The 6000-nt window shown below is 44.5% G+C and carries 2 protein-coding genes, 20 tRNA genes and 2 rRNA genes (1 of these 24 only partly in view); all 24 read left to right on the top strand.

The annotated features are described in order from the left end of the window. Positions 1-1703 (top strand): 23S ribosomal RNA (locus tag EUC40_RS22330); it begins 1219 nt to the left of the window's first position. Positions 1704-1804: 101 nt separating this feature from the next. Next, positions 1805-1920: ribosomal RNA gene (gene rrf, locus EUC40_RS22325) — 5S ribosomal RNA — on the top strand. A 4-nt stretch (positions 1921-1924) separates the two neighbouring features. Then, positions 1925-2000, top strand: a tRNA-Val gene (locus EUC40_RS22320). An 8-nt stretch (positions 2001-2008) separates the two neighbouring features. Next, a tRNA-Tyr gene (locus EUC40_RS22315) sits at positions 2009-2092 on the top strand. Between the two features lie 11 nt (positions 2093-2103). Beyond that, positions 2104-2178 (top strand) — tRNA-Gln (locus tag EUC40_RS22310). A 4-nt stretch (positions 2179-2182) separates the two neighbouring features. After that, positions 2183-2258: transfer RNA gene (locus tag EUC40_RS22305), tRNA-Lys, on the top strand. 14 nt (positions 2259-2272) lie between these two features. Next, positions 2273-2353 (top strand) — tRNA-Leu (locus EUC40_RS22300). Positions 2354-2382: 29 nt separating this feature from the next. Next, a tRNA-Gly gene (locus EUC40_RS22295) sits at positions 2383-2457 on the top strand. A 16-nt stretch (positions 2458-2473) separates the two neighbouring features. After that, positions 2474-2562, top strand: a tRNA-Leu gene (locus EUC40_RS22290). A gap of 3 nt (positions 2563-2565) precedes the next feature. Beyond that, positions 2566-2639, top strand: a tRNA-Arg gene (locus EUC40_RS22285). 10 nt (positions 2640-2649) lie between these two features. Beyond that, positions 2650-2723 (top strand) — tRNA-Pro (locus EUC40_RS22280). A gap of 15 nt (positions 2724-2738) precedes the next feature. Continuing rightward, positions 2739-2811 (top strand) — tRNA-Ala (locus EUC40_RS22275). 20 nt (positions 2812-2831) lie between these two features. After that, positions 2832-2924: transfer RNA gene (locus EUC40_RS22270), tRNA-Ser, on the top strand. Positions 2925-2981: 57 nt separating this feature from the next. Next, positions 2982-3074 (top strand) — tRNA-Ser (locus EUC40_RS22265). 22 nt (positions 3075-3096) lie between these two features. Continuing rightward, positions 3097-3173: transfer RNA gene (locus tag EUC40_RS22260), tRNA-Met, on the top strand. A gap of 3 nt (positions 3174-3176) precedes the next feature. After that, positions 3177-3252, top strand: a tRNA-Asp gene (locus tag EUC40_RS22255). A gap of 8 nt (positions 3253-3260) precedes the next feature. Then, positions 3261-3336 (top strand) — tRNA-Phe (locus EUC40_RS22250). A 9-nt stretch (positions 3337-3345) separates the two neighbouring features. After that, positions 3346-3418: transfer RNA gene (locus tag EUC40_RS22245), tRNA-Thr, on the top strand. Positions 3419-3424: 6 nt separating this feature from the next. Next, positions 3425-3495, top strand: a tRNA-Trp gene (locus EUC40_RS22240). A gap of 10 nt (positions 3496-3505) precedes the next feature. Further along, positions 3506-3582: transfer RNA gene (locus EUC40_RS22235), tRNA-Ile, on the top strand. 7 nt (positions 3583-3589) lie between these two features. Further along, a tRNA-Asn gene (locus tag EUC40_RS22230) sits at positions 3590-3664 on the top strand. Position 3665: 1 nt separating this feature from the next. Further along, a tRNA-Glu gene (locus EUC40_RS22225) sits at positions 3666-3737 on the top strand. A 130-nt stretch (positions 3738-3867) separates the two neighbouring features. Then, a complete protein-coding gene (locus EUC40_RS22220; protein WP_156576636.1) occupies positions 3868-4287 on the top strand; it encodes a CBS domain-containing protein in 420 nt (139 codons plus the stop codon). 469 nt (positions 4288-4756) lie between these two features. Continuing rightward, positions 4757-5908, top strand: coding sequence for a DUF3965 domain-containing protein (locus EUC40_RS22215; RefSeq protein ID WP_151627670.1), 1152 nt, complete (start codon positions 4757-4759; stop codon positions 5906-5908). Positions 5909-6000 lie beyond the last annotated feature (92 nt).

The following is a 6000-nucleotide window of genomic DNA, read 5'->3' as shown; positions in this document are numbered from 1 at the left end:
ATGGTATCAGTGGTAGGGGAGCGTTCTAAGGACAGTGAAGTCAGACCGTAAGGACTGGTGGAGTGCTTAGAAGTGAGAATGCCGGTATGAGTAGCGAAAGACGGGTGAGAATCCCGTCCACCGAATGCCTAAGGTTTCCTGAGGAAGGCTCGTCCGCTCAGGGTTAGTCAGGACCTAAGCCGAGGCCGACAGGCGTAGGCGATGGACAACAGGTTGATATTCCTGTACCACCTCTTTATCGTTTGAGCGATGGAGGGACGCAGAAGGATAGAAGAAGCGTGCGATTGGTTGTGCACGTCCAAGCAATTAGGCTGATAAGTAGGCAAATCCGCTTATCGTGAAGGCTGAGTTGTGATGGGGAAGCTCCTTATGGAGCGAAGTCTTTGATTCCCCGCTGCCAAGAAAAGCTTCTAGCGAGATAAAAGGTGCCTGTACCGCAAACCGACACAGGTAGGCGAGGAGAGAATCCTAAGGTGTGCGAGAGAACTCTGGTTAAGGAACTCGGCAAAATGACCCCGTAACTTCGGGAGAAGGGGTGCTTTCTTAACGGAAAGCCGCAGTGAATAGGCCCAAGCGACTGTTTAGCAAAAACACAGCTCTCTGCGAAGCCGTAAGGCGAAGTATAGGGGGTGACACCTGCCCGGTGCTGGAAGGTTAAGGAGAGGGGTTAGCGTAAGCGAAGCTCTGAACTGAAGCCCCAGTAAACGGCGGCCGTAACTATAACGGTCCTAAGGTAGCGAAATTCCTTGTCGGGTAAGTTCCGACCCGCACGAAAGGTGTAACGATTTGGGCACTGTCTCAACCAGAGACTCGGTGAAATTATAGTACCTGTGAAGATGCAGGTTACCCGCGACAGGACGGAAAGACCCCGTGGAGCTTTACTGTAGCCTGATATTGAATTTTGGTACAGTTTGTACAGGATAGGCGGGAGCCATTGAAACCGGAGCGCTAGCTTCGGTGGAGGCGCTGGTGGGATACCGCCCTGACTGTATTGAAATTCTAACCTACGGGTCTTATCGACCCGGGAGACAGTGTCAGGTGGGCAGTTTGACTGGGGCGGTCGCCTCCTAAAGTGTAACGGAGGCGCCCAAAGGTTCCCTCAGAATGGTTGGAAATCATTCGTAGAGTGCAAAGGCATAAGGGAGCTTGACTGCGAGACCTACAAGTCGAGCAGGGACGAAAGTCGGGCTTAGTGATCCGGTGGTTCCGCATGGAAGGGCCATCGCTCAACGGATAAAAGCTACCCCGGGGATAACAGGCTTATCTCCCCCAAGAGTCCACATCGACGGGGAGGTTTGGCACCTCGATGTCGGCTCATCGCATCCTGGGGCTGTAGTCGGTCCCAAGGGTTGGGCTGTTCGCCCATTAAAGCGGTACGCGAGCTGGGTTCAGAACGTCGTGAGACAGTTCGGTCCCTATCCGTCGTGGGCGTAGGAAATTTGAGAGGAGCTGTCCTTAGTACGAGAGGACCGGGATGGACGCACCGCTGGTGTACCAGTTGTTCTGCCAAGGGCATAGCTGGGTAGCTATGTGCGGAAGGGATAAGTGCTGAAAGCATCTAAGCATGAAGCCCCCCTCAAGATGAGATTTCCCATAGCGTAAGCTAGTAAGATCCCTGAAAGATGATCAGGTTGATAGGTTCGAGGTGGAAGCATGGTGACATGTGGAGCTGACGAATACTAATAGATCGAGGACTTAACCATATAATATGAAGCAATGTTATCTAGTTTTGAAAGAATATAAAAAACTTGTTGACTTTAAAGGTTAAATAAGTTATAATGATTCTTGTCTTAAATGAATATAGTCTGGTAATGATGGCAGAGAGGTCACACCCGTTCCCATACCGAACACGGAAGTTAAGCTCTCTAGCGCCGATGGTAGTTGGGACCTTGTCCCTGTGAGAGTAGGACGTTGCCAGGCAAATGGAGGATTAGCTCAGCTGGGAGAGCACCTGCCTTACAAGCAGGGGGTCGGCGGTTCGATCCCGTCATCCTCCACCATATATGTCGGAGGGGTAGCGAAGTGGCTAAACGCGGCGGACTGTAAATCCGCTCCTTCGGGTTCGGCAGTTCGAATCTGCCCCCCTCCACCATTCTTAATTAATGGGCTATAGCCAAGCGGTAAGGCAACGGACTTTGACTCCGTCATGCGCTGGTTCGAATCCAGCTAGCCCAGCCATTAAGAGCCATTAGCTCAGTTGGTAGAGCATCTGACTTTTAATCAGAGGGTCGAAGGTTCGAGTCCTTCATGGCTCACCATTTTAATAAAATATGCGGGTGTGGCGGAATTGGCAGACGCACTAGACTTAGGATCTAGCGCCTTTGGCGTGGGGGTTCGACTCCCTTCACCCGCACTTTTAATAAAATAACTCAAACATGTCTTGCGGAAGTAGTTCAGTGGTAGAATACAACCTTGCCAAGGTTGGGGTCGCGGGTTCGAATCCCGTCTTCCGCTCCAATTTTCAATATGACATGCCGGGGTGGCGGAACAGGCAGACGCACAGGACTTAAAATCCTGCGGTGGGTGACCACCGTGCGGGTTCGACCCCCGCCCTCGGCACCATATGCGCCCGTAGCTCAATTGGATAGAGCGTTTGACTACGGATCAAGAGGTTAGGGGTTCGACTCCTCTCGGGCGCGCTTTTATTAACGGGAAGTGGCTCAGCTTGGTAGAGCACCTGGTTTGGGACCAGGGGGTCGCAGGTTCAAATCCTGTCTTCCCGATATTCCCAAAAACATGGGGCCTTAGCTCAGCTGGGAGAGCGCCTGCCTTGCACGCAGGAGGTCAGCGGTTCGATCCCGCTAGGCTCCACTTTATTTATTATATGTCTCGGAGGTATACCCAAGTTCGGCTGAAGGGATCGGTCTTGAAAACCGACAGGCGGTGAGAATCGCGCGGGGGTTCGAATCCCTCTACCTCCTCCATTTTCTTTTTAAATGGATTAGATACATGTAATAATAAAATATTTCTTTTTCCTTCATGGAGGTATACCCAAGTTCGGCTGAAGGGATCGGTCTTGAAAACCGACAGGCGGCGAGAGTCGCGCGGGGGTTCGAATCCCTCTACCTCCTCCATTTTTTTAAAATTTTATATTGTCGCGGGGTGGAGCAGCACGGTAGCTCGTCGGGCTCATAACCCGAAGGTCGCAGGTTCAAATCCTGTCCCCGCAACCAAATGGTCCCGTGGTGTAGTGGTTAACATGCCTGCCTGTCACGCAGGAGATCGCCGGTTCGACCCCGGTCGGGACCGCCATTTATGTTGGCTCGGTAGCTCAGTCGGTAGAGCAGAGGACTGAAAATCCTCGTGTCGGCGGTTCGATTCCGTCCCGAGCCACCATTTTTTTTTGCCGACTTAGCTCAATTGGTAGAGCAACTGACTTGTAATCAGTAGGTTGGGGGTTCAAGTCCTCTAGTCGGCATCATTTAGGGGCATAGTTTAAAGGTAGAACTGAGGTCTCCAAAACCTCCAGTGTGGGTTCGATTCCTACTGCCCCTGTAAAGTATATGGGCCTATAGCTCAGCTGGTTAGAGCGCACGCCTGATAAGCGTGAGGTCGATGGTTCGAGTCCATTTAGGCCCACCATATATATTCCGCAGTAGCTCAGTGGTAGAGCTATCGGCTGTTAACCGATCGGTCGTAGGTTCGAGTCCTACCTGCGGAGCCATGGCCCGTTGGTCAAGTGGTTAAGACACCGCCCTTTCACGGCGGTAACACGGGTTCGAATCCCGTACGGGTCATACAAAAAAGAGTCAGCAATATGCTGACTCTTTTTTATTATGTGCAATCCTCTTTTATCATCTTATTTTCCTGAAATAAATAAAGGGATTTAGGAAAAACTATGGTATGTATTAAAAGGAGGAGATAAAAATGACACGAGTTCGAGAATTTATGAGTACTCATATAGTACATTGTACACCGTTAGACAATGTATATGAGGCTGCTGTAAAGATGAAAGAAGAATCGGTTGGATTGATTCCTGTTGTTGAAAATGAACAAGTTGTTGGGCTTGTTACTGATCGAGATTTGGTTGTTCGAGGGATTGCAGAGAAGCATCCTGGGTCTAATAAAATTACAAATGTAATGACAACAAATATTGTTTCAGTTTCTCCAGATGATGCTATTGAAAAAGCTACAGAATTAATGGCACAATATCAAATTAGACGATTACCAGTAGTTGAGAATGGTCAATTAGTTGGGATGTTAGCACTAGGTGACTTAGCTATAAGAGAATCGACAGATGATCAAGCTGGATTTGCTTTAGGTGAAATCTCGGAGCATACAGAATAAAGTGAATCCTTAATGAATGGGGCCTTAATGCCCACAAATAGCAAGATAAATTATGTATGAAGAGCGGATACATCATTCTAGTATATATAGATTAAACTAATATGCTAGAGTGACGTATCTAGGGCATTATATAATAGGTATACAGTTAATATTTTCGACAGTTTTTTAAAATTTTTCATTCCTAATTTTTAATAAGAGAAAAAATGATATACTGATAGGTATAAGGGTTATGATAGATTTTGAATATAACAATATTAATTGGTAATGATGTAATAATGAATTAATATTTCCTATGTAGATAAAGTGAAACTTTAATCATTGTGGGGGCTATTCCAAAATGATTATGAGTTGAACCAATCGGGCTTTTACGGGCATTTATCTCCCAACTAAATTCATAGCATTCGCTGAATTTTGAGGTGGGAGTCTTACTTGGTCGCAAATAGCGGGATAAAAAGGGAAGGGGAATTATATGAAGGCTGTACAAGGCGATCCAAATTGGAATTTGGTTACAGATACATATATAGAACCAAATAATTTCGCTGAATTATTTTCTTTGCTTGTACCTTGTCACCCAAAAGGTGAAGGGAACGAGCGGACTATATTAGCGTGGAAAGAAAAAGAATTTTATAAAGAAGAAAATTTAGCGGCATTTATCGTATATGGAATAAATAAAGTGAAAAATTTACCGCAGTTTCATAAAGATGAAATTCCAACTTTAGTACGTATTCTTCGTTTATGCCAAGAGATTGGTTGGTATGAAGAGGCAAATACTTTTATGATAACTCAAGGGCTAGATGAATTTGTCCAAACTTCATTGGAATATGAAACATGGGATCTTTTGACGCAAGCGGTTGCTTTAAACTATTTAATTATTAAATACCGTATTGGTGAATTAACAGATAGGGATGTAGAAATTTGGGATAGAGTTAAATTTAATGAGGAATGTATAAAAGATTGTAAGCATTTATTATCTCATAAAGAAGTATTGGAATTTACATTCTTTTATATGTGTAAAAGAGCGAAGTTACTGTCAAAAGAGCAATTAAATAGTGATATGATGAGTCTAGCGATGTATTGTAATACTTTTGTTTATGATTTATATACACATGACTTATTACGAAAATATCGTAAGTGTACAGACTTCTTATCATATTATGGACCGAGTCAAGCGGTGTTAGCCTGTCAACGAGCTGTACTTGCTCAAATTTCCGATCGATTAGACCCATTAAAGACAACGCATGTAGATGATTATTTATATGTGATGAAAGAAATGATGGAGCATATGACGATAGGGGTAATGGACCGATATGGTCATTTTATCGGAAAGCTACTATCATATGTACCATTTTTTGAAATGATTCAAGTTCCGCAGCATGCATATTACTGTGAAGAATTACTGTATATTTGTAAGGGCATTGAATATAAGGAAGAGATATTACGCAATTATATATTTATACAATTACATGATTGTTTACCATCATTCTTTAAACTATTTCTTAAAAATAAGCGTTATGCAACTATTCATGATATTTTATTCTATTGGTGCGACGATGAACAAAGAATGAGCTTAGAGAAAAAATATAATCTGAGTTTTATTTATGAAAAATATGCTTGTGGATAAACAGTACTGTTTATATGAAAAATTAATATAAATTAAAAAGGATCTCAAGTTTATGTGAGATCCTTTTTTTGTTAGTAAAACAAGGAGAAAGT

Source organism: Bacillus luti (genome assembly GCF_009739945.1).
In the GTDB taxonomy this organism is placed as follows: domain Bacteria; phylum Bacillota; class Bacilli; order Bacillales; family Bacillaceae_G; genus Bacillus_A; species Bacillus_A luti.
Note: the sequence above shows the minus strand (reverse complement) of the source record. Positions and strands in the feature narration are given on the sequence as shown.